Origin of the sequence: Bradyrhizobium sp. 1(2017) (assembly GCF_011602485.2) — a bacterium.
Taxonomy (GTDB): Bacteria; Pseudomonadota; Alphaproteobacteria; order Rhizobiales; family Xanthobacteraceae; genus Bradyrhizobium.
The window spans coordinates 5929129-5953416 of record NZ_CP050022.2 but is presented as its reverse complement, the minus strand read 5'-3'; the positions used below and the strand labels follow the sequence as shown (position 1 = coordinate 5953416).

The following is a 24288-nucleotide window of genomic DNA, read 5'->3' as shown; positions in this document are numbered from 1 at the left end:
GCTGTTCAGGCCGGGGCCGAGGCGAACGCCGGTGGTCGCCGAGTTTCAATCGGATGCAACCGAGGTCGAGCAGCAAGCGCCGCCGCGGCTCGCCCGTCTCACCCTCTACGGCGTACTTGCACTGATGGCCTTCGCGGTCATCTGGGCATCCATTTCGCAAGTGGAGATGATCGTCACAGCGCCGGGAAAGCTGACCACGACACGTCCCAACCTGGTCGTGCAGCCCCTGGAGACGTCGGTCATACGCGAGATCCACGTCAAGGCCGGCGATCGCGTCAACCGTGGTGATCTCCTGGCTACCCTCGATCCGACCTTCTCACAGGCGGACCTCGATCAACTGCGCGGCAGAGTGGCTGGGTTCGATGCGTCGATCGATCGCCTGGGTGCCGAACTGAACGGGGCCGAGTATGCCGTCAAGGACCTCACCAATGCGGACCAGATCCTGCAGGGAAAGTTGTTCCTGCAGAGGAAAGCCGCCTATGAGGCGCAAATCCAGAACTTCGACGCCCAGATCGCTTCGGCTCGGGCCAATCTCAAGACAGCGCAGGACGAAGAGGGGGTGCTCCTTCAGCGGCTCGATACGATGCGTTCAATTGAAGCCATGCGCACCTCGTTGATGGACAAGGAGGTCGGTTCGAGGCTGAATTTTCTGCTTTCTCGTGATGCACGGCTCGACGTTGAAAGCAACCTGGCGCGTGTTCGCGGTAGTATCGCCGATACGACCCACCGGCTGGAGAAGGCCCGTGCTGACCAGAAGGTCTTTGCCGAGGAGTTTCGTCGCACCGCGTATCAGGAGCTGGTGGAGACGTTGCCGAAGCGCAATAGCGTGGCCGAGGAATTGAAGAAGGCCGAACTTCGCCGGCAGTTGATCGTTCTTCAGGCGCCGGCAGATGCCGTGGTGCTGGACATCGCGAGCCGGACGGTCGGCTCAGTGGTTCGCGAAGCAGAAACCCTATTTGTCCTGGTTCCCCGTGACGTGCCGCTTCAGGCGGAAGTCAACGTCGAGGGCCGGGACATCGGGCAGGTCGCGCTTGGGCAGGCTGTCCGTATCAAGTTCGAAGCTTTTCCGTTCCAGAAGTATGGAACTGCAACGGGGGAAGTCCGCGTCATCAGTCAGGATACGTTCTCGCCGGATGCGAAGACCGAAGGTGCGCGCCGCGCGCCAGCTCCCTATTACCGCGTACTGGTCGATCTGTCGGACACGCACCTTCGGCCGCCGGCCGAGCGCATTCAACTGATTCCGGGTATGGCAGTGACCGCCGAACTGAAGGTCGGCAAGCGCACTGTGATTTCCTATTTCCTCTATCCATTGCTGCGCGGATTGGATGAAAGCATCCGTGAATACTAACTTGGCTCAGGATGGCGATTGATCATGATCATTAGTCCGAACTGTGGGGTAAAGCTGGTGGTGCCAACGGCGGCGAGTAAACTGTCGGAAAATTCACCGCTGGTGAACTATGCGCTCAACGGGCTTGAACGTTGTTGGCTACCTGAGCACCGCCGATGGTCGCATATTTACCATCTCGACGGACGTTCTTCGCCCAACGAGTCGGTACCAAACAGCGACGTATTTTATACCCTCAATGTTCTGCTCGGGATGTCGCGCATCTGCGAAGTGCCGGATGGCATTGACTTGCCCGAAGTATTCCATCGCAACGTTCTGCAACTGACAAAGCTTCCGGTGCGCAAATACGCGTTCGGCATGGCGCTATGGAGCGGTGCCCAGCTCGGCCTCGAGATACCGGACCCGGTCAAACGCGAGCTGAGAACGCTTCTTGCCGATGAATCCCGGTGGAAGAGCTTCCGTGCCCAGGATCTTGGCATGTTGCTCACGGGGGTCGTCGCCCAGGCAAGGGCCGGCGAGAACGAATGGTGGTGCTACGCCGGGCCGCTTTATCGTTTCTTGAAGGAACGCTTCCATAGCGAATCGGGATTGTTCTTCGATGCGCCGTTTGGCGTTCGGCGGCGCTTCTCGTCCTTTGCCACGCAGACATATCTCTCGATCGCCTGCTATCAGTATGGCGAATTCGCCGGCGATGCGTCCGCGCTCGTCATGGCCGACAACTGCGTGCGCAATCTGATTGCGCTTCAAGGCCCGCAAGGTGAATGGCCCTGGTTTTTCGACGCGCAGACCGGCCGCGTCCTCGATTTCTACGAAGTCTATTCGGTCCATCAGTATGGTATGGCCCCGGCATTGCTGGAATGGGCCGAGCGTTTTGGGCAGCGCGGGGCGCGGGAGGCTCTGGTCAAGGGCTTCAACTGGGCACTTGGCCATAACCAGCTTGGCCGGACCATGCTCGTGCCTGAGCTGAGCTTGACCATCCGCTCGCAGGTTCGCCGGGGTGAATTGACGACAAAGGCGCCCCGGATATTGCGCGCAGTCAGGAACGCCTGGACCGGCAGCGAGGCACGGCTGATCGACAGTGCTGACGTTGAAGTCAGGCTCGAGTGCCGCAGCTACGAGCTAGGTTGGATCCTGTGGTCATTCGGTCGACGCACTGACTTGCCGGAGCTGACGCACAATTGTGCCTTCGGCGACGCCTGACAGCGTCGCTCCTTCGCTAGCGATTCCAGGCGACCGCTCGCCGGCCTCGCAAGTGCGAGAGCATCGTCATGGCGCGATGTGCTCGGACCGCACACAGTACGGCGATGGCTTTCAGGCGGATGCTGCTACCATGCAGGCGATCGCTGGTGAGTACGGTCACGGCGTTTGGCGCGAGGGATGCGAAGACGAGCAACGCTTGCATGATCCAGCGCAATTGCCAAATCGGCTTCCCTTCCGCCATGTTTCGATAGTGCGCGATATGCCGGTCCCATTTTGCGTAAAGCTCTTGGAGCGAGCTCCGGGCCGGATGGAAGACGATCATTTCAGGGATGTAGCGAAATCGAAGTCCCGCGCGGAGCGCACGCTGCCCCCATTCCATATCTTCGGCGACATTGATGCCTGCAAAAGGGCCGACGCGATCGAAGTCACGCCGAAGCACCGCCATGTTGCCGGTGCCGGAATAGCCATGCCGCTCGATATAGAGCTTGAAGCGATAAGCGAAGACGCTCTCATAAGCGGCGATGGCGTCGAGCTCCGCATTTTCCGGCCGCCAGATACGGACGTCGCCCCCGAGAACCGTGCCAGCTGGTGATAAGGAAAACCATTTCAGCACACTGCTCAGCCAATCCGGATGAGCTCTACAATCAGCGTCGATGAACGCGAGAATATCGCCCATGGCGGCAGCAACGCCTGCATTTCGCGCCGGGCCAGGGCCCGAACGCGGTTCGTACTGCAGTCGTACACCAGGATGATCGGCTACGACGTCCACCGGGGGCGTCGCCGAGCCGTTGTCCACCACGATGATCTCGAACGCGTCCCGCCCCAGGGTCTGCGTGTCCAGGCTGCGCAGGCAGGCCTCAAGCGCGTGAGGCTGGTTGAGGTGGGGGATAATGACGGAGATCATTGGTTAAACCCTTCATTTAATTCGAATTGCGGCCGTCTTTCGCCGGTCTCGCTTTTTTGCGGTGCGCGATGTCATTTGATCGATTTAAACCTTGCAATTAAATGCCCGGTGCGTATTATCTCAATAATAATGTTAAATGCCAACTTTTTAAATTGATCAATTTTTCTGGGAGCTGGGTTCCGATGCGCGCCTCATTTCTGGGATGCCCCGTTGACCTGCTGACGATGGCCGAGACAGTTGATCTGGCGCGGGGCGCGATGCGCAGCAGGGAGCGGCTGCAGCACGTCGCGCTCAACGTCGCAAAATTCGTCAACATGCGATCCGACCCCGTGCTCGCAACCGACGTTGCCAACAGCGATATCGTCGGTATCGACGGCATGGGGATTCTTTGGGGCGCTCGAGCGCTGGGACTTCCCGCGGCATCGCGGGTCGCTGGCGTCGATCTTCTCGCCGAGTTGCTCGCGATATGTGCGCAGGAAGGCTTCAAGCCATATTTTTTGGGCGCCACCCCCGCCGTTTTGCACCAGGCCCTGCAGGCGGCATGCGAGAGGCATCCTTCACTCTCCTTCGCCGGCTGGCACGACGGCTACTTCAAGCGGGAGGAGGAGGGCGACGTCGTCCGCGATATCCAATCCAGCGGGGCCGACTGCCTTTTCATCGGCATGCCGACGCCTCGGAAGGAGCGCTTTCTCGCCGCCCACCGCGACGATCTCGGCGTGCCCTTCATCATGGGGGTGGGTGGAGCGTTCGACGTTCTAGCAGGCACCGTTCAGCGCGCGCCGGCACGGATTCAGAAGCTCGGCCTCGAATGGTTGTACCGCATTTATCAGGAGCCAGGACGGATGTGGTGGCGATATGCGAGGACCAACACGCTGTTTGCGGGCGTCCTGGTACAAGCGCTCATCAGGCAGCTGTTTCAGCATGTGCTTGACGCGCCGGGCGCGGTGCCGCCGGGGCCGAGCCGGATCGGAGGGTAAGGCGTGCACAAGCATTTTTTCATCCTTCTGGGGACACGGCCAGAGGCAATCAAGCTCTTTCCGGTTATCAACCGGCTCAAGGCCGAGAATCGCAAGGACATTTCCCTGACGATCTGTGCGACGGCGCAGCATCGACAGCTGCTCGACCAGGTCCTGAAGCTGGCCAAAGTCGTCCCTGATTTCGATCTGAATGTCATGACAGCCAATCAGACGCTGGACAATCTGACCGCTCGGCTGCTCGGACAGATCGGCGAACTGCTCGAGAAAGTGAAGCCCACCAGGGTCATCGTCCAAGGTGATACGGCGACCGCCATGGCGGGCGCACTGGCGTCCTATTATCATCGCATACCGGTTTCGCACATCGAGGCAGGACTTCGCAGCGGCGACATCTTCGCGCCCTGGCCCGAAGAGGTGAACCGCAAGATCGTCGGCTCGATCGCAGATCAACATTTTGCTCCGACCGAGCGCGCTGCACGCGCACTGCGCACTGAAAATATCTCGACTGACCGCATACACGTCACCGGCAACACGGTGGTCGATGCTCTCATTCTCGCGAAAGCCATGGTCGAATCCGATCCCGGTCTGTCGAGTCGTTGGGACGGCATCAAGCAGCGCCACGGTAATCGACGCATCATCCTGGTGACCTGCCACCGGCGGGAGAACTTCGGGGGCGGCGTCGTCAACATCGTGAACGCATTGGAGACGATCCTGCGCAGGGAGGACGTCGCAGTGGTGCTTCCCGTGCATCCGAATCCGAACGTCCGCGACCTGTTTGCGGCCCGGCTGTCGGATCACCCGCGGGTCGTTCTTATTTCTCCTCAGGAGTACACCGATTTCGTGAGCCTGCTGTCGCTCTCGCATTTGGTCCTGACGGACTCAGGCGGCGTCCAGGAGGAGGCGCCGACCTTCGGTAAACCGGTCCTGGTGATGCGCGATACCACCGAGCGCCCCGAAGGGGTGGAAGCGGGAACGGCACGGCTGGTCGGTGCGAACTACGACAGGATCGTTGGGGAAACGTTTCGCCTGCTCGACGATGACGAGACTTATGCCGCCATGGCGCGTTCGCACAATCCCTTCGGTGATGGTCACGCGAGCGAGCGGATCGTGAAGGTTCTCCTCGATGCATGAATTCAAAAAGATCAATGTCGTTGGGCTCGGCTATATTGGACTGCCGACCGCCGCTCTGATTGCGAGCCGGGGGTTGCAGGTAGTCGGCATCGACACCAATGAGCGGATCGTCGAGACGGTTGCATCCGGCAAGATCCACATCGCGGAGCCCGATCTCGACGGTCTCGTCTCCAAGGTGGTGTCGAGCGGTGCGTTGACCACATCCAAGACGGCGCAGCCGGCCGACGTTTTCATCATCGCAGTACCGACGCCGATCGATCGCGAGAGCCGTCCCGACCTGTCGAGTGTGAACGCCGCAGTCGACAGCATCGTCGATCTCATCGCGCCTGGCAATCTCGTCATTCTCGAATCGACATCGCCGATTGGAACGACGGAAGCGATCGCAAAGCGGATCGTCGAACGCAGGCCGGATCTGCACATCGGTGGGAACGGCAAGGAAGCCGGAGCGATTTACGTCGCCTACTGTCCCGAGCGCGTGTTGCCGGGACGGATATTGACCGAACTCATCAACAATGACAGGTGCATCGGTGGTATCACGCCGACCTGCACCCGACTCGCTCAGCGATTCTACAAGATGTTCGTTCGCGGCGCTTGCGTCGGCACTACGGCGCGCGCGGCGGAGCTGGTCAAGCTAACGGAAAACGCCTATCGCGATACCAACATCGCATTTGCGAACGAACTCTCGTTGATCTGCGACAGGTTCGACATCAACGTCTGGGAGGTGATCGATATCGCCAACCGACACCCGCGCGTAAATGTACTGCGCCCCGGACCGGGAGTGGGCGGGCACTGCATCGCGGTCGACCCCTGGTTCATCATCGACTCTGCCCCGGACCTTGCGCGTGTGATGCGAACAAGTCGGGAAGTGAACAACGCCAAGACGCACAAGATCATCGAGCGCGCAGAGGCACTGATCGACGATCATCCCTATGCCAACGTCGCCTGCTGCGGACTGACGTTCAAGGCCAATGTCGACGACTTGCGTGAAAGCCCGGCGATGGAGATCGCAACGCATCTCGCGGCGAAGTACGGCGAGCGGATCAAGGTCGTCGAGCCGAACTTGCGTCGCCTGCCGCCTCAATTGGCCGACTATCGCGTCGCGTTCATGAACATCGAGGAAGCCCTGCGCAGTTGCGAGATTGCGGTTCTCCTTGTCGATCATGATGAATTCAGAATGGTGCCGCTGTCAGAGCGCCGGCATCTGGACGTCATCGATACGCGAGGCATCTGGCAGGATATGCCGGCGCGGACGTAAGGCACACAGTAACTCCCAAATGGTTCGAGGTTAGCATGCGAGATAGTCAGCTGGGAATCGGGGTCGTGGGATATGGCTATTGGGGCCCCAATCTCGTCCGTAATTTCTCGGTCAATCCGGCCGCGCGTGTCGTCGGCGTAAGCGACCTGGATCCAGGCAGGCTCGGTGCGATTAGACAGCTTTACCCTGCGGTAGAGACGACGACACGTTATGACGATCTGTTGAAGGACAGCTCCATCGATGCAATCGCAATCGCGACGCCGGTGCGTACGCATTACGAGCTGGCGATGGCGGCTTTGAGGGCCGGCAAGCACGTGCTGGTCGAGAAGCCCATCGCATCGAGCGCAGAGCAGGCCATGCATTTGATCGACGAGGCCGACCGGCGCGGATTGACGCTGATGGTCGATCACACCTTTCTCTACACTCCAGCGGTCCAGAAGATTCGCGAGCTGCTGCTGAAGAGAGAGCTCGGGGATATCTATTATTATGACAGCACGCGCTCTAGCTTGGGTCTGTTTCAGAAAGACGTAAACGTGATCTGGGATTTGGCGGTGCACGACATCTCCATCATCCACCATATCCTGGATGAGGAGCCGGTGGCGGTTTCGGCCACGGGGTCGTGCCATGTTGCGGGCTCGCCCGAGAACATGGCGCATATCACGTTGTTCTTTGCCAACGCATGTGTGGCACACGTCAGCGTCAACTGGCTCTCGCCCGTCAAGGTGCGCCAGACCTTCATCGGTGGCAGCAAGAAGATGATCGTCTACGACGACCTCGAGCCGACCGAAAAGATCAAGGTCTACGACAAGGGAATTACGCTCGATGCGAGCATCGAGGACGCACACCAGTTTCGAATTGGATATCGTGCCGGCGATATGTGGGCTCCGCACATCTCGCCTCAGGAGGCGCTGCAGACGGAAGTCGGGCACTTCTTGGACTGCGTGCGCACCGGTAGCCGACCAATTTCCGACGGGACATCCGCATTGCGGGTAATTGAGGTGCTGGAGGCGGCGTCGCGCTCGATATCGGAGCACGGCAAGCCAGTCGTCCTCAAGCAGCCGCAGCTGATTCGGGAGCGCGTCCGCGCGACGGCCTAGATCCTGATGCCGGCGAGCATTGCCAATAGCCGAGAAGCGACGGTTTCGCGATGAATTCGGTCCAGCGTTCCATCCTGCTTTCTGCGGCCGACCGCTATGGTAATCTTGTCCTGTTCTTCACGGCTACCGCAGTCCTTTCTCGCTTATTGTCGCCGGCGGAATTCGGAGTCTATGCGGTCGTCAACGCCATCGCATTGGTCATTGCGGCTTCGTTCCAGGAGTTCGGAGGCGGAAGTTATCTGATTCAGAAGCGTGACTTGTCGGCCGAAGATGTCCGCTCGGCCTTCACCATCACGTTCATCATTTCGGGCGCAGTTTCCGTTCTTTTGTTCGTCTTCGCTGACAGGCTGTCGCTGTTGTTCGCGCAGGATAGCCTCAAGGAAGCCATCGAGGTCTCGGCTCTGAATTTCCTGCTACTGCCGATCTCCGGAACGTATTCTGCCTTGCTGCGAAGGGACATGAAGTTCGGAACGCTGGCCATATGCAACTTTGTGTCTGGCCTGGTGGTCGCGCTGGTCTCGATTGGACTTGCGGTAGCAGGATTGAGCTATATGGCTCCGGTCTGGGGTGGTCTGGCTGGAAACGTGGCCCTGACTCTGGCGCTAATGGTAGGCTATCGGGATCCTGGCGCGCTGCGTCCTTCGCTTCTCGCCTACCGCGACATCGTCAGCTTTGGCCTGTATTCGAGTGGCGTCAGCGTCATCAATATCTTCTACAATCTGGCACCCCAGCTATTCTTGGCCAGAATCCTCGACTTTGCGTCCGTCGGTTTGTACAGCCGCGCGACCAATTTGACGCAGGTTTTTGACAGGCTCGTCACGCAGGTCCTGAACCCCGTCATCATGCCGGCCATTGTCGCAAAGCGCCAAGCCAAGGAGGATTTGAAGGCCGTTTACCTCGAGGCGATCGAACTGCTTTCGGTCGCCCAATGGCCTTTCCTGATATTTGTGGCCTTTATGGCTCGGCCGATCATTGCGATCTGGCTCGGTCCGACCTGGCTGGAGATCGTGCCGCTCGTGCGCTTGCTGTGCATCGCGAACATGGCGCTTTTTGCAGCGTGCTTGAGTTATCCGGTACTCGTCGCCGTTGGAAGCGTCCGGGACGCCTTGATCTCCTCTTGCATCTCGCTACCGCCGTCGCTTCTCGTTGTTCTGGGCGCATCCTTCTTCGGTGTGCAGGCGGTCGCGGGAGCGGCACTTTTGACTTTGCCATTTCAGGCCGCAGTCGCGATTTACTTCATCGGACGGCACCTGCGCTTTGGGCTAAAGGATCTCATGCGGGCGCTGAAGAGGAGCGTAATCGTCACTGCGGCAACTGCATTCGGCGTTGCCGGCTGTGCGACGTTGATGGAAGCTGGAGTGCTGAACCCCCTGGCCGGGCTCGTTCTGGCAACCTGTGCCGGGGCGTTGTGCTGGTGGCTGGGGCTGCTACTGACCGGCCATCCCTTGCTGCATCAGCTTCACCAGGTGGTGGCGGATCTTGCCCGTATTGCGCCAAGGCTGCGACTGTCACGTTCGGCCCTATGAGGCCCTGCAATTCTTTTGGAGACGAAGATGCCGATTACAAGTGATGTGCAGCTCGGCCGCGATGTCAGGATCTTTCATCCGGAACTGGTCAATCTTTACGGTTGCACGGTCGGCGACGAAACGAGAATCGGCACTTTTGTCGAAATCCAGGCGGGCGCCACGATCGGCGCGCGCTGCAAGATTTCCTCCCATAGCTTCGTCTGCGAAGGCGTCACGATCGAGGACGAGGTGTTCGTCGGCCATGGCGTAATGTTCACGAACGACAAGCACCCGCGGGCGACCACGGCGGATGGCCGGCCTCAAGGGGCCTCCGATTGGACGTTGCAGCGCACCCGTGTTTGCAGAGGAGCTTCTATCGGCTCGAATGCAACCGTCCTGTGCGGTGTGACGATAGGTGCCGGCGCGTCCGTCGGCGCCGGCGCTGTGGTGACCAAGGACGTCCCGCCCGGCGCGATCGTGGCAGGAGTGCCTGCACGGCCTCTAGTCGCCGAAGAAGCACCGGTTTTGCGGCGCGAGCGCGTCGTTGGTCATTCTCCGTAAACCATTAAAAGGTGATAGGCGAATATTTAGTATTGATTTAATTCGATAATGGCATTTAAACTAATTTAAATTGCAAAAGCGCACGCTGAGAGAGTTTTGACCTTGATACCTTTCCTGGATTTGAAAGCCCAATACACGCGGATCAAGCCTGAGATCGATGCAGCGGTGGCGCGAGTCATCGGAAGCGCAAACTTCGTGCTCGGTCCCGAGGTGGCGGCGTTCGAGGAACGCTTCGCCGAATATTGCCGGACCTCTCACTGCCGTGCAGTGAACAGCGGTACGTCGGCACTTCACCTGGCGTTGCTCGCGGCCGGGATCGGCGCGGGCGATGAAGTCATCACGGTTTCGATGACGTTCGTTGCGACAACGGCGGCCATTCTTTACAGCGGCGCCAAACCGGTGTTCGTCGATGTCGATCCCGATACGTGGACGATGAATCCTGCCTTGATCGAGGCGGCGATAACGCCACGGACCAAGGCGATCATGCCGGTTCACCTGCATGGATTGATGGCCGACATGGATCCGATCATGTCCATTGCCCGCCGTCATGGCCTGGTCGTCATCGAGGATGCGGCACAGGCGCATGGTGCGGAGTACAAGGGCCGCCGCGCCGGCTCGATCGGCGATGTGGGGTGCTTCAGCTTCTATCCCGGCAAGAATCTCGGCGCATTCGGCGAGGGTGGGGCAGTCGTTACCGATCAGCCTGACCTTCTACGTCGTATGTCGTTGCTGCGGGACTGGGGCCAGGAGGCCAAGTACAAGCACGTCGTTGCCGGCTACAACTACCGCATGGACGGCATCCAGGGCGCGGTGCTGAACGTCAAGATGAATCACATCGAGTCCTGGACGGACGCGCGCCGTTCTCTCGCCGAGCGATACGATAAGCTCTTGTCAGATAATCAGTTGGCTTGTCCCCAGCCGCCCTGGTACAGCCGCCACGTCTATCACGTATATGCCGTCAGGTTGTCACGGCGCGACGATGCGATCAAATCGCTACGTGATGCCGGCATCGACGTCGGGATTCATTACCCGGTTCCGGTTCATCTGCAAAAGGCATATGCGGAACTTGGTTATCAGCCTGGCGATCTCCCCGTCACGGAGATGCTGGCGAACGAGTTTCTCTCGCTTCCCATCTATCCGGAGCTATTGCCGGAGCAGGTTGCCGAAGTCGTCTCCACTCTGAAGAGAGTGGCGCCGCTGGAATTCGCTCGGGATGTTGACGGCGAGCGGGATCAAATTCCGGCAGAGCCCAGCAACAGGAGGGCGTCTTGATCGATCTCAAGGGCAAACGCATTTTGGTTACGGGGGGAGCGGGGTTTATCGGCTCCCATATCGTCGACCTTCTGTGCGACGAAGGCTGCATCGAAATCGTGGCCCTCGATAATATGGTGCGAGGCCGGCCAGCGAATCTCAGGCGCGCGCTGGGGCGCGGGCCGGTACGGCTCGTCCACGGCGACATACGCGACAACAAGCTGATGGGAGCGCTGGTTAAGGCGGCCGATATCGTATTTCACCAAGCAGCGCTGCGGATCACGCACTGCGCCGCTGAGCCCCGCCTGGCCAAGGAAGTCATGGTGGATGCCACGTTCGATCTGCTCGAGCTCTGCGTCAAGCACGACGTCGAGAAGGTGGTCGCGGCGTCCTCCGCATCCGTGTACGGTATGGCGGAGGAATTCCCCACAACCGAGCGGCAAAATCCCTACGACAACCGAACTCTCTATGGCGCCGCAAAGGCGTTCAACGAAGGCCTTTTTCGTACTTTCAACGACATGTACGGCCTCGACTACGTGGCGTTCCGTTACTTCAACGTCTATGGCAGCCGCATGGACATTCACGGGCGCTACACCGAGGTGCTGATCCGCTGGATGGAACGGCTCGAGGCCGGTCTGCCACCGGTCATCTTTGGCGATGGCCAGCAAACCATGGATTTCGTGCATGTGCGCGACGTGGCCCGTGCAAACATACTGGCAGCCCGGGCCAAGGTGACCGACGAAGTGTTCAACGTAGGCAGCGGGACCGAAACGAGCTTGGTAGACCTTGCCAAAGCCCTCGCTTCCGTCATGGGCCAGCCCAGAATGATGCCCGAGTTCGCACCGGAACGCTCGGTCAATCCGGTGCCGCGCCGATTGGCTTCGGTTGGAAAAGCAGAGCGTCTGCTGGGTTTCCGCACCACCATCTCGCTTGAGCAGGGGCTTTCAGATCTCGTGAAATGGTGGCTGGCTGAACGCGAGCTCAGTGCTGTCGATCAGGGACAGGCAGCGGCATCATGATTCCGATTGCAATGCCACTCCTTGCCGAGGAAGAGGCCGATGCGGCGCGAGCAGCCGTCCTCTCCGGATGGGTGTCGCAAGGTCCGCAAGTGGCGGCCTTCGAGCGTGAATTTGCCGCTTTCGTCGGCGCGCCTTTTGCGTGTGCCGTGTCCAACTGCACGACAGCCCTGCAACTCGCGCTGGCGGCGCTGGACGTTGGACCCGGCGACGAGGTCATCACAGCAAGCCATTCTTTCATCGCAACGGCCAATTCAATCCGAAATCAGGGCGCTGTTCCTGTCTTTGTCGATGTCGATCCGGAGACCTACAACATAGACCCCCGCCGGTTGGTGGATGCGATTACGCCGCGCACGCGCGCGATTATCGCCGTTCACCAGATGGGCATGCCGTGCGATTTGGGAGCCCTGACGGCTTTGGCGGATCGCCATGGCATCACCCTGATCGAGGACGCAGCCTGTGCTGCCGGCAGCGAGATCCAGATCAAGGAGAATTGGGAGCGGATTGGCAAGCCGCACGGGCGGATCGCCTGCTTTTCCTTTCATCCGCGCAAGGTGATAACGACAGGCGAGGGTGGGATGCTTACCACTGCGGATGCCGAGCTCGACCGCAAGTTCAGGCTCCTGCGCCAGCACGGGATGAGCGTTCCCGATACGGTGCGGCATGGCTCTTCGCAGGTGATCTTCGAAGAATACCTTGTTTCCGGTTACAATTTCCGGATGACCGACATGCAGGCCGCGATCGGGCGCAAACAGCTGGAACGGCTTCCGGAACTGGTGGCACGCCGCCGTGCCGTTGCGGCCAGATACGCCGAGCTGCTTGGCAACTTCGAAGGTTTGAGGCTGCCAGCTGAGCCCAAATGGGCCAAGTCTAACTGGCAAAGCTATTGCGTGCGCCTCCCCAATCGCCTCGATCAGCGCTCGGTCATGCAAAGTTTGCTCGACCAGGGGATCGCGACGCGCCGCGGCATCATGTGCTCGCATCGCGAACCGCCTTACGCGAAGGCGGCGCAGCGCCACGACCTTCGCCACTCAGAACTCGCGCAGGATCGTTCAATCCTGCTGCCGATTTACGCGCAGATGAGCGAGGCAGAGCAGCTTCGCGTCGCAGAGGGTCTTAAAGCGGAACTGGCCAAGGGATAGCTCTTGCCAGGCAGGCCCGCGGCAGACACTCGAGGAGTGCACGCGAGTCAGCGTCCCCTTGAGCGCACAGATGCGCGCCGATGACCGGGAAAGAGCGGCTGAAGCTCTCAAGACAGAGCTGGTTCGGGCGAAAATCGCTAAGAGTGTAACAGTTCGGCGCAGCCCCCTCTCATCTCGCGAGGTTGCCACGACAGGAGAAATCGGAGCAATGGCCAAGTTTGACGTCCTTGTCCCCTGCTACAATTACGGGCGGTACCTGACGGATTGCGTGCGAAGCGTGCTTGATCAATCCATTGCCGACGTTCGAATCCTCATCATCGATGACGCATCCTCAGATTCGTCTGTGAAAATCGCGCGTGGCCTCGCTGAAAGTGACACACGCGTAAGCGTTGTGGCCCACGCAAGCAACAAAGGACATATCGCAACATACAACGAGGGAATCGAATGGGCGGAAAGCGACTACTTCCTGCTGCTGTCCGCCGATGATCTGCTCGTGCCGGGCGCGTTCGAACGTGCGGCCGGAATCATGGATTCGCGACCGGAAGTGGGATTGACCTATGGCGAATGCCTGGTGTGGCGTCGGGACACGCCTCGGCCTTTCGTCGAGCCGGTGCAGGACTTGCGATGGACCAAGCAGGACGTGGTGGCGGACATGTGCCGGACCGGTTCCGACTTCGTGGCCACGGCGACAGCGATCACGCGAACAAGTGTCCAGAAGGCCGTAGGTGGCTATCGACCCTCGCTTCCTCACAGCGGCGACCTGGAGATGTGGCTCCGGTTTGGTGCGCATGCGGAAGTCGCCAGGATCGAGGCGGTGCAGGGGATCTATCGAAAGCATGATTCGGCTATGTCGAACCCCTATCTTGCGGAGATGATCACGGAGTACCGACAGAGGAAAGCAGCGTTCGACAGCTTCTTCGAGACCTGCCACGATCGACGCCAGGACATGCCGTTGTTGCAGCGGCAGGTGGCGCACTCGCTCGCCGACCAGGCCTTCGACAGCGGGATCAGTTATATCCGGCAGGGGCGTATCGAGAGTGGCTTTGCGCTTCTACGCTGGGCCATGAGCCTCGACCCAGGGATGCGTTACCTTCCGCCGGTCTGGCGGCTTCTGCGGATGCCTGGGCCGGAGGGGCGCCAAAGGCTCCTGTCCTTGATGGGGCAATCGAAGGCGCGACAGCGAAAGGTTTTGCAGGCTTCAGCCGCCGTCCCCGTTCTAGGCGCGGATAGCGATCGCCAGAGCTAGGCTATGACGAATAAGGTGCTCTTCCTCAGCCATGAGGCGTCGCGGACGGGGGCGCCAATCATGCTCCTCAACGTACAACGCTGGCTTCGTCGCAACGATTCCGTTTCCTTCCGCACAGTGATCGCCAGCCCGGGTGAACTCAGCAGCGAATTCGCCATGCTCGGCAAGGTCGATTCCGTCGAACCGGGCGATGTGCTCTATCGTGCGATGAGACGCTTCGATTTGCATCATGCCTTGCAATCCAGCCACCTGGCCCGCCTGCAAGAGAATCTTTCCAACGAGCGATTCGATCTCGTCTATGTCAATTCGGTAGCGTCTGGGCGGTTGCTCGAGCGATTGCCGATTGGCGATTGCGAAGTGCTCTGTCACGTCCATGAGCTTGCGGGAGCGATCCGAAGCGTGGGATTGACGAATCTCGCAGCGCTTGAACGGCGCCGTCCGCGTTATATTGCGGTGTCTGACGCTGTGAGGGATTGCCTGATCGGGGATTTCGACATCGCGCCGCACCGGATCGAGGTCGTCGATCCGTTCATTCCTGAGCTCGAAGACGCTTCGACCGACGCGGAGGAAGCGCGACTGAGGCTCGCGCACGAATTGGACATCTCGCCTGACGTAAGCATCGTGTGCGGTTGCGGCTCGATCGAGGCACGAAAGGGCACGGACCTGTTCATCGAGGTCGCTCGACAGGTTGCTGGCGGCGTCGGTGGGCGAAATGTCCAATTCGTTTGGGTGGGCGGCGCGCCGGACAAAGTCAGAACCATGCGGCGCAGGCTCAGAAGCGAGGCGCCGGCCGCGCAAGTGCGCTTCGTTGGGCGAAAGGCCGACGTCGATACATATTTTGCTGCATCCGATGTTTTTCTTCTCACGTCGCGCGAGGAGGCGTTCGGCCTCGTGGTTCTGGAAGCGGCTCGGCGCAACACGCCCACGATTTGCTTCGACGCAAGCGATGCGGCGCGGAGATTTGTCGAACCGGACGCCGGCTTCAGCGTGGCCGAATTCGATGTTGGGGAAATGAGTAGGAAGGTGATCGAGTTCCTCTCGTCCCCTTCGCTGCGGGAGCAAATGGGACGCGCGGCGAAACGCAAATTTGAGACGCGCCATACCCCCAGACAGGGGGCGCGAGCGATAGCGTCGCTGATCCAGGATGCGATGAGACGGAAAAGTGGCGCAGCTCCGAGTCAAGAATTCAACTAGCTCGCGCGACATGAAAAATGGAGTAACGGCAGCGCCATGCCCAATCCGTCGGCATTCTCCACCTCGTTACTGTTTAGGGGGCGGCGTCGGTTACATTTGCAAGTTCGCTGCCGCCCGGATCATCAGACCGCGATGCGGCGCTGATTAGCGAAACGACCAAGATCGAGCGCCGAACAGGCGACGCTCTTTTATTCGTCGAGGGCTTGATTAAGAGCCGTCGCAAGTTAATGTATTGGCTATTTAATGATTATTATATGGTGGTGTCTTAATGTTCCCGGGCGCTAATTTTCACGTATATACCTGTGCTCGATCAACGGACGTCGAAATCCTCGAACGCGACCTTCGGCGCTCGCCGGCGATTGCCAGAGGAGACGTAAAGCTCACGGTCCTATGGAATCAGCCTAGCGCTTCCAGCGCCTATGCCCGGGCGATCGCAAGTGCGAAAGAGGATATCCTCATTTTTGCCCATTGCGACGTTTTCTTCCCCGAATACTGGTTCGAGCGGCTGGAGTGGGAAATCCGACGGCTCACGCAGCAAGACAGCCAGTGGGCCGTGGCTGGAATGAGCAGCGTCACTGCGGCGGGAGACGTGGTTGGTCGCACGTGGGATGCTTCTCTTGCTCCGCTGTTTCCTCAAACTGGAGGTATTCATGGGGGGCAGTTGAAGGCACCCGTACCAGTGGTCAGCGTGGATGAATTGGCGATCATTGTTCGCCGGGATTCGGGGGTGTCCTTCGATCCCTTGCTACCGGAGTTTCACCTCTACGGGGCAGATATCGTGCTCGAAGCCGAGAGGCTGGGCAGGTCCTGCTACGGTCTGGACCTGCCGTTGATTCACAACGCCAAGGCACAGCTGTCGTTGGGGCGCGACTACGTCCGATCCTATCGCTACATGGTGCGGAAATGGCGAGATCGCCTTCCTGTCCAGACCACGTGCGGGACCATCAGCCGCAATCCGCTCGTGTTGCCGATGCGTCGCCTGCGCATGCGCCATAAGGCGATCTTCCGACGGTCGACGTATTCGACGCAGCGAACGTCGGATCCCAGCGCAAAGTCTCGGGAGCTGGGGATGGACCGGATGTTGGCGGCTTCCTTGTCCGAGAATGGTTGCCTGACGCCGGCGTGATTCAATCCGGCTTTCTTGCTGCGGGCCCGGTGTCTCCTCAGGTGGCAATATTAACGTTCGTGATTAGAAATTATTTAATTGGCTTGCCGTATATAATAGAATAATGTATTGTAATTTAATAATGCGGCCGGCCACGCGAGGGACGGCATGCAAGGCTGTCATTTGTCCCGCTGAACGGGGAAAGAGGTAGAAATGGTTGCCACAGCTGTGCTCCCGCGGTCTGCGGAATCCCAATGTCTCGACACCAAGTCCTTTCTTCCGCTGGACAAAATGCGCCGCCAGGCCGATGCATGGGCCGAGCAATACCGGGACAACCAGCCGTTTCCTCACATCGGAATTGATACCTTCTTTGATGACGAGGTCATCAGAAAGGTCGCCGCGGAATTTCCCGGGGAGTTCGAGAGTTCGTGGAATCGGACCTTCCTCGATGCCGGCGCGTACGAGGAGCAGAAGCTCGGCCTCGACCGATTTGAGGATTTTCCTCCTTACATTCAGCAATTCGTCAGTTCGCTAAATTCGCGGCTCTTTCTTGATTTTCTCGAGCGCCTCACGGGCATCGAGGGCCTTATTTCCGATCCTTACCTCGTTGGTGGCGGGCTGCACATGATTCCGCGCGGAGGCCGGCTCGCCATTCACGCGGACTTCAACAAGCACAAGAAGCTGAGGCTGGACCGCCGGCTCAATCTGTTGGTCTATCTGAACCATGATTGGAAGCAGGAGTGGGGCGGAGCCCTCGAATTGTGGGATAAGGACGTCAAGGCAAAACAAAAGGCCTATTTTCCGATCGCGAACCGGATCGTTGTATTCTCAACGACCGATACTGCCTATCACGGGCATCCCGATCCCCTGACGAGTCCCAAAGGAAAGTATCGCAAGTCGATCGCGCTTTACTACTACACCAATGGTCGACCGGAAGACGAAATGTCCGAAGACCACACGACGATCTTCAAAATGCGGCCGGGCGAGGTCAGAAGGCGAACGTCCCTCGAGGTCATCAAGCCTTTCATCCCGCCCATCGTCTGGCAGATTCCGAGAATGTTCAGGCGCTGATCATCTTTTCATTCGGCATGGCGAAGAGCGTCCTGCTGCAGGCACAGCGAGCGGATCGGCCCAACAGGTGGGGAGACATTCGTTGAGGAACCGCCTCCCCAACGTTGCGGTAGCCAAGGGCCCGGTCGGACAGGAGCCTTGGCTGATCGCGAGTGCCGGTGCGGCTTCGCAACGCGTCCATCCATTCGCGACCTGGCTGTTCATTCTCGGACTCGTATTGCCCGGCGACATGAGCTTCTTGCTCGGGGGAGCGAAGTTCAATCCCGAACGGCTCGTCATCGCACTGCTCATGATTCCGGCCTTTCTCTTGTTGCTGCAGAAGGGACGGCGGTTCTTAGCCTGCGATCTGTTCGTCTTGCTGGCGTCAGCATGGATGCTTGGAGTATCAGCAGAGGTCCGCTCCGCCGAATTGTCGTCGGCTGGCGCAGTGGCGCTCGAATTCCTGGGCGGCTATATTGTCGCGCGCGCATTCTTCTTCGGGCACCTGGCGGTCGCCGACTTCATCAAGGTCTTGAAGGTTGCAGTCGTGACCATCGTTGCAGTCGCGATGGTCGACCATATGTCGGGAAAGCTCATCGTCAACAGCTTTCTCGGGCTGAATAGCGAGCCGGAGTACAGGAACGGCCTGATGAGGGCGGCGTCGGTCTTTCCGCACGCGATCTCCTATGGGACATTCTGCACTGCCGCCGGAGCGATATTTCTATACTCGGAAAGCCGCCAGGTGTCTCAGATTTGCTGGGTTGGGATTGCTTTCGTCGGATGCTTCCTGGCGATGTCTTCGGCCCCGATGCTGATGTTCATGGTGGTCCTGTCGGTCTACAGCTATGACCGGCTCCTGAAATCCTCGCCATGGCGATGGAAGTTGTTCGCAGCGGTCATCGGAGCCGTGCTCGCCTTCATCTACCTGACCACAAACAATCCGACTTCCTGGATCATCGCGCACCTCACTCTCGATCCCTCTACAGGCTATTTTCGCAAGGCCACATGGGATCGAGCATTCTACAATATCGGTTTCGCGCCCTGGGTCGGCTTTGGTTTTGGCGATATTGGCGAAAGCCTGGAATTCTTCGACAATGCTTCGGTGGACGCCGTTTGGCTGGTCATCGCGCTCCGATTTGGTGTTCCGATCGTCGTCTTCATACTGCTGGCCAATGTGACCTCATTCTTCGTCGGGTTTGGACGAAAGACCGTTGGCCCGACGATGGATGTTTACATGGACAGGATGCGAACGGGCTTTACGCTTGCGGTCATGACGTTCGTGCTGGTCGGATTAACCGTGCACTATTGGAACACGATGTGGATGCTTTGGGGGGCCTATATAGGAATACGGGCCTCACTCTACGAACATTTTCTGGGGACGAGACATCTCAGCGAGCTTTCCACTGCCTGGTATGATCCTCCGGTCTATGTTCCGGCAACCGGGCGTCGATGGTAGGTGTCCATGCAGTCGACTTTGACAACCACCGTTGGAAGTTTGCTTGCCTGCGCATTTGCTGCCGCAGTGGCACTGCATGCGGGTTACGCTGTCGCAGGAGCGGGCGAGGAGACAGGTGCGCCACGGGCATACACGGAGAAGGGCGATGGGGCCGCCAGCGCGCCTCGTTGCGACGCTCAGTATCCCTCGCTGCTAAGCCGATATCGCGCGCGTCCTCCGTGGCCGGTTGCTGGGGTTGACTATTGCGTCGGTCACCCTGCGGCGATCGAGTTCAAGGATCCTGCTGCAATCTCGATGGCCGGGGTGACGGTCGATCACAAGAAACGACTCGTCACCGTAACCGGAAACGGCGTCACGCTGGACGGCTATGATTTCTCCCTCGATGGAGGCTGGGGCGTCGTGGTCGAGGGAAATGATGCAACGATTCAAAATTGCAATTTCCTTGTTGGCGCCAATCGCAATCAACCCGTCCTTGCGGCGGTCTCGTCATCGAACGTGACAGTCGCGTACTGTGCGATTGACGGCCACAACGAGCCCAGCGTCGGCGGCCTCATCGAAAGCCGTGGCTCAGGTACGCTGACTGTCCAGTATTGCTGGTTGAAGAATGCCGGCGGCGACATGGTTCAAATGCATAATGGTGGCCGGGCAGCAGGCCTCGTTCTTCAGTACAATCTCATTCAGAATGCCGGTATGGCGCGTGGGGCGCACGGCGACTATACGGAGTTCATTGACGGACCGTTTACGGTGACGATCGAGTACAATACGACCGCCCAGAGCGGAGGCGCGAGTCAGGGGTTTATGGTTGAGCCCGATATTGGCTCCAACCCCGGCAAGATCATCTCGGGCGAAATTGGCAACAACACGTTCACCGGCACCGTCAACGCGTTCACTGGCGTCACTGTCGCCGATATCGTGAACACGTTTACGGTGCGTGACAATTATTTCGATCCTTCGAGGACCTCGTCGGGACTGGCATTTGGCGGACCCATCCGCGGCGGACCCAACGACAACAGCGCCAAATCGATCTATCTGCGCAACGTGAACATGCTCACGGGCGCCATCGTGCAGGATGTCAAGACAAGTGGGATATCTCGTCGCTGATCGCCTGAGGTCGTGTATCGGCCTGGCTCCATCAGCATCGTGCAGGGGCAGGAATGAGAGCCGAGGGAGTGTTCGTCAGGTCAACGCCATGAACGAAATCACTGCGCGCCATCAAATCAAGGTTGTTAGAACACCCTCCGAGATCGAGCCACTCCGGGAGTTCTGGGACTCGTGCAATCCCCCTCGAGACGCAGATATCGATTTCTTCCTATTTATCCTGGAGGTGTATCCGCAAGTTCAGCGGCCGCATATCGTGGTTCTCTACGACGGAGGAGTTCCCAGCGCACTTCTCGTAGGTCGACTGGAGACGAGCCAGGTGCCGGTCAAGCTGGGGTATTTTGCGCTTCCGGTTCCCGAGTTGAGAGTGCTTCAGATCGTGCACGGCGGCTGGTTGGGAGAGATCTCCGAGCATAACGCAAAGATGCTGCTCGGGAGCATCATGAATTCGCTGGCAGCTGGGGAGGCCGATGCAGCGTCATTTCACTCTCCGAACGTCAATTCCCCCCTTGTCAAATATGCCCGCGATCTTCCTTCGCGGTGGTGCGCCGATCATTTGATCAACCCACAAGCCCATCGGTTGTGCGAACTTCCGGAGAAAGCGGGTTCGTTCCTGGCTGGTCTTCCGAAGAAGGGGCGATACAACCAGCGTAAACGCGTCGAAACTATAGCTTGTGATTTTGAGGACAGCAGGATCGAGCGATTTGGTTCACCCGCTGAACTGGATCAGTTGATGCGAGACGCGGAGACCATCGCGGCCAAATCCTATCAGCGGGGGCTGGGTGTAGGTTTCTCTGAAACGCCGATCATCCGATCGCGGCTCGGTTTCGAAGCAAGCAAGGGCTGGCTGCGAGGATACATTCTTTATCTCGACAGCCAACCGGTCGCTCTCTGGATCGGCTCGCTGCGCAACGGAGTCTTTCTCAGCGAGTATGTTTCCTTCGATCCGGCCTACGCGAAGTACGGCCCCGGCCTCCATCTGATTCTGAGCATATTGGAAGAACTACAGGCGTCGTCGAGCCGGCCGGTGCGGCTGGTCGACTTTGGCATCGGCGACGCAACTTACAAGGATCTGCTGGCCAACCTCTCGAGGCAGGAGTCGACGGTCTATATCTTTGCTCCGCGATTCAAGGCGGTCTGCATCAACCTCCTGCGCACCTCTGTCGGTAAGATGAATCGTCTGGCCAAGAGTTTGCTGGGGAGATCATGGCTCGCGGGAATCAAGCGAAAGTGGCGGACCGGGGTTAGCAGTCAACCGTCTTATCGGGCGCCGCCGTCATGATCGTGAAGCCCGTGAATGGCCCCAAAACAAGGCGAGATGTGCGTCCCGGAGTTCTTGCGGAAGAACCCGGATGTATTCATCAGAGGCAGGGTCGCGCTGTCGCGCGCGCAGTCGCAAAGAGCGTCTCATTAAATGTGCTGATGCCGCTGCCACTCAATGGAATGGGAGTTGGCTATACATGCAGTTCCCTCGCAAAGGGGATGGCGGGCGAGAACTTCGATGTGACGATCGTGACGCCGCGGGCGCAGTTGGCGTTGCCACCGGTCCAACTCGTCGAGGTGCTGCCGGATTGGGCGCGATACGTCCCATACCGGTTCGTGCGACGCTGGGTCGGCCGTACAATCGAACGCGTATTTCTCTCGAGCATTGACGAGTTTCAAGCCAAGAGGTCGGCAGCTTATCTTTGGCCGGATGCAAGCCTGGAGACGATCAAGGAACTGAAGCGGCGCGGGGTTACTGTGTTTCGTGAACAGTTCAATTGCCACACCGGGACAGCAAAAAGGATTCTGGATCACGCATATGAGCGGCTTGGAGTAGCGCCGGCGCATGGGATCACGGCTGCGAAGGTCGATCGTGAGGCACAAGTCCTGGAGGCGGTGGATCACGTGTTTTGTCCGAGCCCGCTGGTCGAGGCCTCGCTGGTGGAGAACGGCGTGCCTCGCTCCAAGTTCTTGAAGGCAAGTTACGGCTGGGAGCCGGCACGGCTTGTCGGAAAACAGCCTTTGCTCGAACCGAGCGCTGGCGTCACAGTGGTGTTTGTCGGCGCCATTTGTGTGCGGAAAGGGGCCCATTTGCTTCTGGATTATTGGGCAAAGAGCGGGGTGAAGGGAAGGCTTGTGCTTGCGGGGGAGATGGAGCCGACCATCAGTGAGAAGTGCGCCAGCCTTCTTGCGAGGGATGATGTGATCGTATTCGACTATCTCAAAGACGTTGGCGCGCTTTATCGATCGGCAGATCTATTCATATTTCCTTCGTTGGAGGAGGGAAGTCCTTTGGTCATGTACGAAGCGTGCGGCGCTGGACTTCCGGTCGTCACGACGGAGATGGGGGCAGGGCGGTTCGTGCGAGACGGTCATGAAGGGTTTGTGCTCGATCCCTACGATGCGCGGCGTTGGGTCGAGGCTATTCGTTTGCTGGCAGGGGACCTCAAGATTCGACGAACGATGTCGGAGGCTGCTGCCGCGCGCGCCGAGCGTTTTGTCTGGGCTGAGGTCGCCAGTCAGCGTCGTCAGCAGATCGAGGAATGCCTTGGCCATGGCCTCTGATCGCGCAAAGCTCGCAGTGCTCATCGTCGGGTACCGTAATCCCGATGACATTCAGCGCTGCTTGAGGTCGCTCGCAGGGTCCGATTGGCAGGATTTTGAAGTCTTTGTCTGCGAAAATGGAGGGAAAGAAGCCTTCGAAAGGTTGGCGGCTGCGCTCAACGGTCAGGAGCGGATGCTGCCATGTATCCGGGACGAAGATGATGTCGCGGATATGCCCGGCGGGCGGTTCAGCTCTGTCATTAAATTCCGATTCCAGAATCGGGCCGTTATCGTCCGACTTGGACTGGCGACAGATAATTTCGGTTATGGCGGAGGGGTAAACGCCTGGCTCGAGCGCCTGCTGGGTACGCGCGGCTGGGAAGCGGTGCTGGTTCTTAACCCCGATACCGAAGTGCACGAGAACTGCCTGACGGAATTCATGGCCAAGGCAGACCAGGGCTTCGGAATGATTGGTGGTACCCTCGTTTTCGATGATGCGCCCGACAAAATCATCAATTACGGGCTTCAATGGTCGCCCGTCACAGGCCGGGTTCTCGCAGTCGGCCGGAATTTTGCGGCCGGCACCTCTCCGGCACCTGAGGTGCTTTCACGGATCGATACGATCAGTGGCGCCTGCGTGCTGGTCACGCGAGCCTTTATCGAGGACGTCGGACTGATGGCAGAGGACTATTTTCTCTACATGGAGGACGTGGACTGGGGTCGTCGCCGCGGCAAGCACAGGATAGGCTTCGCGGAACGGGCGATCGTACGCCACGTCGGCGGCACCGCTATTGGTTCTGCGATTGATCCCAGAAAGCAATCATTCCTTTCGGTCTATCTGTCTGCGCGCAACAGCATCCTCTTCGCGCGCCGGTGGGCCAAACGCCGGTGGCTGCTTCACTTTGGCTGGGGTTTGCTGCACGCAGTCAGGTACGTCGTTATTGGCGCGCCGTCGGCCGCGAAGGTCACCCTTGTCGGCCTGATGGACGGCGCTCAGGGAAAATCCGGAAAACCCGACGCTTCTGTGCGACTGCCTCAGCCCGGCTAGGCGCGGCATATTCCAGCTTCAATCGCCGGAGGCGGCTCGTGCTTGTCTTGTGCGAGTGCGCGGTTGGCGAGCCTGCGCCAATTGGGCGGCGCTGCTTGACGCGTTGCAATAAGGCTCCCCGCCTAAAGGCGCCCGTGTATCAGTTCGGGCGGCCCTGGTCGTGGCGACCCGTACCCTCAATCGA

At 59.2% G+C, this 24288-nt stretch carries 21 protein-coding genes; 20 read left to right on the top strand and 1 reads right to left on the bottom strand.

Annotated elements, in window-relative coordinates; all coding sequences use genetic code 11:
* Window positions 1-31: 31 nt before the first annotated feature.
* Window positions 32-1348, top strand: coding sequence for an HlyD family type I secretion periplasmic adaptor subunit (locus HAP40_RS28295; RefSeq protein ID WP_166819325.1), 1317 nt, complete (start codon window positions 32-34; stop codon window positions 1346-1348).
* Between the two features lie 24 nt (window positions 1349-1372).
* Window positions 1373-2545, top strand: coding sequence for a hypothetical protein (locus HAP40_RS28290; protein ID WP_246741351.1), 1173 nt, complete (start codon window positions 1373-1375; stop codon window positions 2543-2545).
* Between the two features lie 16 nt (window positions 2546-2561).
* On the opposite strand, the gene HAP40_RS28285 is transcribed toward HAP40_RS28290, so the two are convergent.
* Window positions 2562-3449: a glycosyltransferase gene (locus tag HAP40_RS28285; protein WP_166814665.1), complete on the bottom strand. Its 888-nt coding sequence runs from the start codon at window positions 3447-3449 to the stop codon at window positions 2562-2564.
* Between the two features lie 182 nt (window positions 3450-3631).
* Between HAP40_RS28285 and HAP40_RS28280 the strand changes: the two genes are divergently transcribed.
* The 18 genes from HAP40_RS28280 (at window position 3632) to HAP40_RS28195 (ending at window position 24104) form a co-directional block, all read left to right on the top strand.
* Entirely contained in the window at window positions 3632-4426 is a 795-nt protein-coding gene (locus tag HAP40_RS28280) for a WecB/TagA/CpsF family glycosyltransferase (RefSeq protein WP_166814666.1), read from the top strand.
* 3 nt (window positions 4427-4429) lie between these two features.
* Window positions 4430-5554, top strand: a complete 1125-nt coding sequence (wecB, locus tag HAP40_RS28275) for a non-hydrolyzing UDP-N-acetylglucosamine 2-epimerase (RefSeq protein WP_166814667.1) — start codon at window positions 4430-4432, stop codon at window positions 5552-5554.
* Window positions 5547-6809, top strand: coding sequence for a UDP-N-acetyl-D-mannosamine dehydrogenase (wecC, locus tag HAP40_RS28270; RefSeq protein WP_166814668.1), 1263 nt, complete (start codon window positions 5547-5549; stop codon window positions 6807-6809). Before wecB ends, wecC begins: the two co-directional genes overlap by 8 nt.
* 35 nt (window positions 6810-6844) lie before the next feature.
* On the top strand, window positions 6845-7906 hold the full coding sequence (locus tag HAP40_RS28265; RefSeq protein ID WP_166814669.1) for a Gfo/Idh/MocA family protein: 1062 nt from the start codon (window positions 6845-6847) through the stop codon (window positions 7904-7906).
* Window positions 7907-7956: 50 nt separating this feature from the next.
* On the top strand, window positions 7957-9432 hold the full coding sequence (locus HAP40_RS28260) for an oligosaccharide flippase family protein (RefSeq protein WP_166814670.1): 1476 nt from the start codon (window positions 7957-7959) through the stop codon (window positions 9430-9432).
* A 27-nt stretch (window positions 9433-9459) separates the two neighbouring features.
* Window positions 9460-9972, top strand: coding sequence for an acyltransferase (locus tag HAP40_RS28255; RefSeq protein WP_166814671.1), 513 nt, complete (start codon window positions 9460-9462; stop codon window positions 9970-9972).
* Between the two features lie 102 nt (window positions 9973-10074).
* Window positions 10075-11244: a DegT/DnrJ/EryC1/StrS family aminotransferase gene (locus HAP40_RS28250; RefSeq protein ID WP_166814672.1), complete on the top strand. Its 1170-nt coding sequence runs from the start codon at window positions 10075-10077 to the stop codon at window positions 11242-11244.
* Window positions 11241-12242: an NAD-dependent epimerase/dehydratase family protein gene (locus HAP40_RS28245; protein WP_166814673.1), complete on the top strand. Its 1002-nt coding sequence runs from the start codon at window positions 11241-11243 to the stop codon at window positions 12240-12242. Before HAP40_RS28250 ends, HAP40_RS28245 begins: the two co-directional genes overlap by 4 nt.
* Window positions 12239-13381 carry a DegT/DnrJ/EryC1/StrS family aminotransferase gene (locus HAP40_RS28240; RefSeq protein WP_166814674.1) on the top strand — a complete coding sequence of 381 codons (1143 nt, stop codon included), beginning with the start codon at window positions 12239-12241 and terminating at the stop codon, window positions 13379-13381. The genes HAP40_RS28245 and HAP40_RS28240 overlap by 4 nt, the downstream gene beginning before the upstream one ends.
* A gap of 208 nt (window positions 13382-13589) precedes the next feature.
* On the top strand, window positions 13590-14627 hold the full coding sequence (locus HAP40_RS28235; protein ID WP_166814675.1) for a glycosyltransferase family 2 protein: 1038 nt from the start codon (window positions 13590-13592) through the stop codon (window positions 14625-14627).
* A gap of 3 nt (window positions 14628-14630) precedes the next feature.
* Window positions 14631-15821 carry a glycosyltransferase family 4 protein gene (locus HAP40_RS28230; protein WP_166814676.1) on the top strand — a complete coding sequence of 397 codons (1191 nt, stop codon included), beginning with the start codon at window positions 14631-14633 and terminating at the stop codon, window positions 15819-15821.
* Between the two features lie 268 nt (window positions 15822-16089).
* Window positions 16090-16947: a glycosyltransferase family 2 protein gene (locus tag HAP40_RS28225; RefSeq protein WP_166814677.1), complete on the top strand. Its 858-nt coding sequence runs from the start codon at window positions 16090-16092 to the stop codon at window positions 16945-16947.
* 192 nt (window positions 16948-17139) lie between these two features.
* On the top strand, window positions 17140-17997 hold the full coding sequence (locus tag HAP40_RS28220; RefSeq protein ID WP_208024879.1) for a 2OG-Fe(II) oxygenase: 858 nt from the start codon (window positions 17140-17142) through the stop codon (window positions 17995-17997).
* Between the two features lie 82 nt (window positions 17998-18079).
* Window positions 18080-19432 carry a hypothetical protein gene (locus tag HAP40_RS28215; protein ID WP_166814678.1) on the top strand — a complete coding sequence of 451 codons (1353 nt, stop codon included), beginning with the start codon at window positions 18080-18082 and terminating at the stop codon, window positions 19430-19432.
* 6 nt (window positions 19433-19438) lie between these two features.
* Entirely contained in the window at window positions 19439-20533 is a 1095-nt protein-coding gene (locus HAP40_RS28210; protein ID WP_166814679.1) for a hypothetical protein, read from the top strand.
* A gap of 88 nt (window positions 20534-20621) precedes the next feature.
* Entirely contained in the window at window positions 20622-21812 is a 1191-nt protein-coding gene (locus tag HAP40_RS28205; RefSeq protein ID WP_166814680.1) for a GNAT family N-acetyltransferase, read from the top strand.
* Window positions 21809-23077, top strand: a complete 1269-nt coding sequence (locus HAP40_RS28200; RefSeq protein ID WP_166814681.1) for a glycosyltransferase family 4 protein — start codon at window positions 21809-21811, stop codon at window positions 23075-23077. The genes HAP40_RS28205 and HAP40_RS28200 overlap by 4 nt, the downstream gene beginning before the upstream one ends.
* The gene (locus tag HAP40_RS28195; RefSeq protein WP_166814682.1) at window positions 23067-24104 is read left to right on the top strand and encodes a glycosyltransferase family 2 protein; all 1038 of its coding nucleotides are present in this window, start codon (window positions 23067-23069) and stop codon (window positions 24102-24104) included. The genes HAP40_RS28200 and HAP40_RS28195 overlap by 11 nt, the downstream gene beginning before the upstream one ends.
* Window positions 24105-24288: the final 184 nt, after the last annotated feature.

Excerpts from the sequence above, each read along its gene's own strand:
- HAP40_RS28235 (WP_166814675.1), top strand. The coding sequence starts at position 13,590 with ATGGCCAAGTTTGACGTCCTTGTCCCCTGCTACAATTACGGGCGGTAC.
- HAP40_RS28290 (WP_246741351.1), top strand. The coding sequence starts at position 1,373 with ATGATCATTAGTCCGAACTGTGGGGTAAAGCTGGTGGTGCCAACGGCG.
- HAP40_RS28210 (WP_166814679.1), top strand. The coding sequence starts at position 19,439 with ATGCAGTCGACTTTGACAACCACCGTTGGAAGTTTGCTTGCCTGCGCA.
- HAP40_RS28195 (WP_166814682.1), top strand. The coding sequence starts at position 23,067 with ATGGCCTCTGATCGCGCAAAGCTCGCAGTGCTCATCGTCGGGTACCGT.
- HAP40_RS28200 (WP_166814681.1), top strand. The coding sequence starts at position 21,809 with ATGATCGTGAAGCCCGTGAATGGCCCCAAAACAAGGCGAGATGTGCGT.
- HAP40_RS28280 (WP_166814666.1), top strand. The coding sequence starts at position 3,632 with ATGCGCGCCTCATTTCTGGGATGCCCCGTTGACCTGCTGACGATGGCC.
- HAP40_RS28225 (WP_166814677.1), top strand. The coding sequence starts at position 16,090 with ATGTTCCCGGGCGCTAATTTTCACGTATATACCTGTGCTCGATCAACG.
- HAP40_RS28285 (WP_166814665.1), bottom strand. The coding sequence starts at position 3,449 with ATGATCTCCGTCATTATCCCCCACCTCAACCAGCCTCACGCGCTTGAG.
- HAP40_RS28205 (WP_166814680.1), top strand. The coding sequence starts at position 20,622 with ATGAACGAAATCACTGCGCGCCATCAAATCAAGGTTGTTAGAACACCC.
- HAP40_RS28230 (WP_166814676.1), top strand. The coding sequence starts at position 14,631 with ATGACGAATAAGGTGCTCTTCCTCAGCCATGAGGCGTCGCGGACGGGG.
- HAP40_RS28220 (WP_208024879.1), top strand. The coding sequence starts at position 17,140 with ATGGTTGCCACAGCTGTGCTCCCGCGGTCTGCGGAATCCCAATGTCTC.
- wecC (WP_166814668.1), top strand. The coding sequence starts at position 5,547 with ATGCATGAATTCAAAAAGATCAATGTCGTTGGGCTCGGCTATATTGGA.
- HAP40_RS28260 (WP_166814670.1), top strand. The coding sequence starts at position 7,957 with ATGAATTCGGTCCAGCGTTCCATCCTGCTTTCTGCGGCCGACCGCTAT.
- HAP40_RS28265 (WP_166814669.1), top strand. The coding sequence starts at position 6,845 with ATGCGAGATAGTCAGCTGGGAATCGGGGTCGTGGGATATGGCTATTGG.
- HAP40_RS28255 (WP_166814671.1), top strand. The coding sequence starts at position 9,460 with ATGCCGATTACAAGTGATGTGCAGCTCGGCCGCGATGTCAGGATCTTT.
- HAP40_RS28240 (WP_166814674.1), top strand. The coding sequence starts at position 12,239 with ATGATTCCGATTGCAATGCCACTCCTTGCCGAGGAAGAGGCCGATGCG.